General features: G+C 74.1%; 2 protein-coding genes. One reads left to right on the plus strand and one right to left on the minus strand.

All coding sequences use genetic code 11. The features are described from left to right. Positions 1-189: 189 nt before the first annotated feature. Entirely contained in the window at positions 190-1,146 is a 957-nt protein-coding gene (locus AOK22_RS38195; RefSeq protein WP_055703232.1) for an endonuclease/exonuclease/phosphatase family protein, read from the plus strand. 112 nt (positions 1,147-1,258) lie between these two features. On the opposite strand, the gene AOK22_RS38200 is transcribed toward AOK22_RS38195, so the two are convergent. After that, a complete protein-coding gene (locus AOK22_RS38200; RefSeq protein WP_244165276.1) occupies positions 1,259-2,263 on the minus strand; it encodes a phosphatidylinositol-specific phospholipase C domain-containing protein in 1,005 nt (334 codons plus the stop codon). Positions 2,264-2,488: the final 225 nt, after the last annotated feature.

A 2,488-nucleotide genomic window follows, 5' to 3' on the forward strand; every position in this document is an offset into this window, starting at 1 on the left:
GTGCCGAGTCCGGCGGGGCCGGGTGCGGGAGGCGGCGTCATCTCTTCAAGGTAGTGCGAGTGCGCATCCGGCGGGCCTGTCGCGGACGCGGTTTCGCGGGCACGCTGACCTCACCCGCCGATCGGTCCGCCGGCCCCGTCTGCCGGCCGGACCGAGGGGGACAGCCCAGGAACGGCAAGGGAGTCGGCCATGATCATCGGAACCTGGAACCTGGAGAACCTCTACCGTCCCGGCGGGCGGTTCGGCCCCAAGGACAAGGTCGCGTACGAGGCGAAACTGGCCTCGCTGGCGAGGACCGTCACGGCGCTGCGGCCGAGCGTCCTCGGCGTGCAGGAGGTCGGCGACCCGGCCGCGCTGGAGGACCTGGCGGGCCTGCTGGAGGGCACCTGGCACGTGACGCTCTCCCGGCACGCGGACGACCGCGGCATCCGGGTCGGCTTCCTCAGCAGCCTCCCCGTCTCCGTCGTCGCCGACGAGGACGGCTTCCCGGAGCCGATGGGTCCGGTGCAGGTCGACGACACGGGCCGCACGACGGGGCGGGCCGGGCGCGGGGTCCTCGCCGTGACGGTGTCGACGCGGGCCTTCTTCTTCGACGCGGTGGTCTGCCATCTGAAGTCCAAGCTGCTCTCGTACCCCGGCGGCCGTTTCCAGCCGCGCGACGAGGGCGAGCGGGCGCGGTACGGCGCGTACGCCCTGTACCGCCGCGCCGCCGAGGCGACCGTGGTGCGCGCGCTCGCCGACCGGCTGCTGCGCGGTGACGGCCGCGAGCACGACGTCGCCGTGCTCGGGGACCTCAACGACGAGGTGGGCGCGGCCACGACGCAGATCCTGCTCGGCCCGCCGGGCTCCGAGATCGGCACGCCCGGCTTCGACCACCCCGACAAGGGCGACGCGGCACGGCTGTGGGACGTTGCCCCGATGATCCCGGCCGACCAGCGCTTCTCCCGCATCTACGCGGGCCGCCGCGAGCTCATCGACCACGTCCTGGTGAGCCGGGGCCTGCTGGACCACGTGCGGTCCGCGGGCACGGGCGCGCCGGGCGCGGGGGCGGCGGCGCTGCCGTCGGTGGCCGAGGGGGATCCCGCGGTACGCAGGGACGCGCCGGCGTCGGACCACGCGCCGGTGTGGATACGGATCCAGCCCTGACGGGCGGTCCGGGGTCGCTTCCTGGCGGGCGGTCTTGCGGCGCGTCCTGGCGGACGGTCCTGAGGCGTTTCCTGGCGGGCGATCCTGAGGCGCGTCCCGATGGACGTCGTCGTCAGCCGCGCGGGAGCACGCTCGACAGGACGCCCGGCAGCGGATACCAGTCGGCCGACACGATGCTGGCGTGCCGCTTGGCGAGCAGGGCGACCCGCTCCTTGGCCTGCGCCTCGGTGGGGCGCGTGCCGTCGATGGCCGGGGCGACGTCGTGGGCGTCGGTCATGACGACGAGATAGCGCCGGTCGGCATACCACTGGGTGTCGATGGTGCCGCCCGCGTACGCGGAGGCGTCCCCGTCGAACAGCACGAACCACGGCCGGATCGACGCGTCCGTGTACCGCTGGCGGGGATCGCCGGCCTCGGCGCCGAGCACGGCGGGGAAGGCGGCGGCCTCGCCGAGGCGGCCCGCGGCGGCGCGGTCGCGCAGATGCGTGGCGTACTCGCGGTCGGTCCACAGGGTGTCGGCGGGGTTGCCCTGCTCGACGGTGCCGGGGATCAGCTCGAAGACGAACTTCCCCGCGAGGTCGGCGCGCCGGGGCCAGCCCTTGGCGCGCACGGCGTCGTCGAGGGTGGCGTGTCCCGCGGCGAGCTCGCCGGGGCGGTAGACGGCGTCGCCGAGTGCGCCGGTGAGCAGCGCGTCGAGCTCGGCGGGCCCGCGTCCGTTCTTGGCCTGGAAGCCGTCCTTCAGCTCGACCTTGACGAGCACGGGCGGGTGCCCGGGGTGGGCGTCGTGCCAGCTGCGCATGTCCCTCAGGCACCCGGCGAGGCTCTGGTTGCGCGCCTTGGTGCGCAGCTCGGCCGCGCTCTGGGCGTTCTCGCAGTTGTTGTCGTTGCCGAGCGGGTTGCTGTGGGAGACCCGCCAGCCGCTGCCGAAGACGTTGGTCCACACGTCGAGTTCCAGCATGCCCGCACCGGAGTCGAGGGCGTCGGCGAAGTACGGGTACTTCGCCTTCTCGTAGGCGTTGTGGACGCCGACGCCGGTGGTGGCGGAGTAGGCGGAGCCCGGCGCGGGATCGGCGGCCGCGGCCGTGGTGCCGGCCGTCGCGTACGGCGCCCCGCCCACGACGCCCCAGCACGCGACGGCCCCCACCACGAGCCCGATCCATCCCCTGCGTACCGCCACGCCCACCGCCCCCTCGCACACCGCTCCGGCCTTCACGTCAGGTGCAAGGTACGGGAGTTCGGTGACGTGTGGGAAGACGGCGTCTTACGGGGAGGGTGAGGCGGGACGGGGCCACGATGCCTTTGCGGGTGTGCGTGACACGATGGCGTGTCGTGAACGGTGGGA

Source organism: Streptomyces silaceus, from assembly GCF_001419745.1.
Taxonomy (GTDB): domain Bacteria; phylum Actinomycetota; class Actinomycetes; order Streptomycetales; family Streptomycetaceae; genus Streptomyces; species Streptomyces silaceus.

Coding starts and splice junctions, on each gene's coding strand:
- AOK22_RS38195 (WP_055703232.1), top strand. CDS start 190: ATGATCATCGGAACCTGGAACCTGGAGAACCTCTACCGTCCCGGCGGG.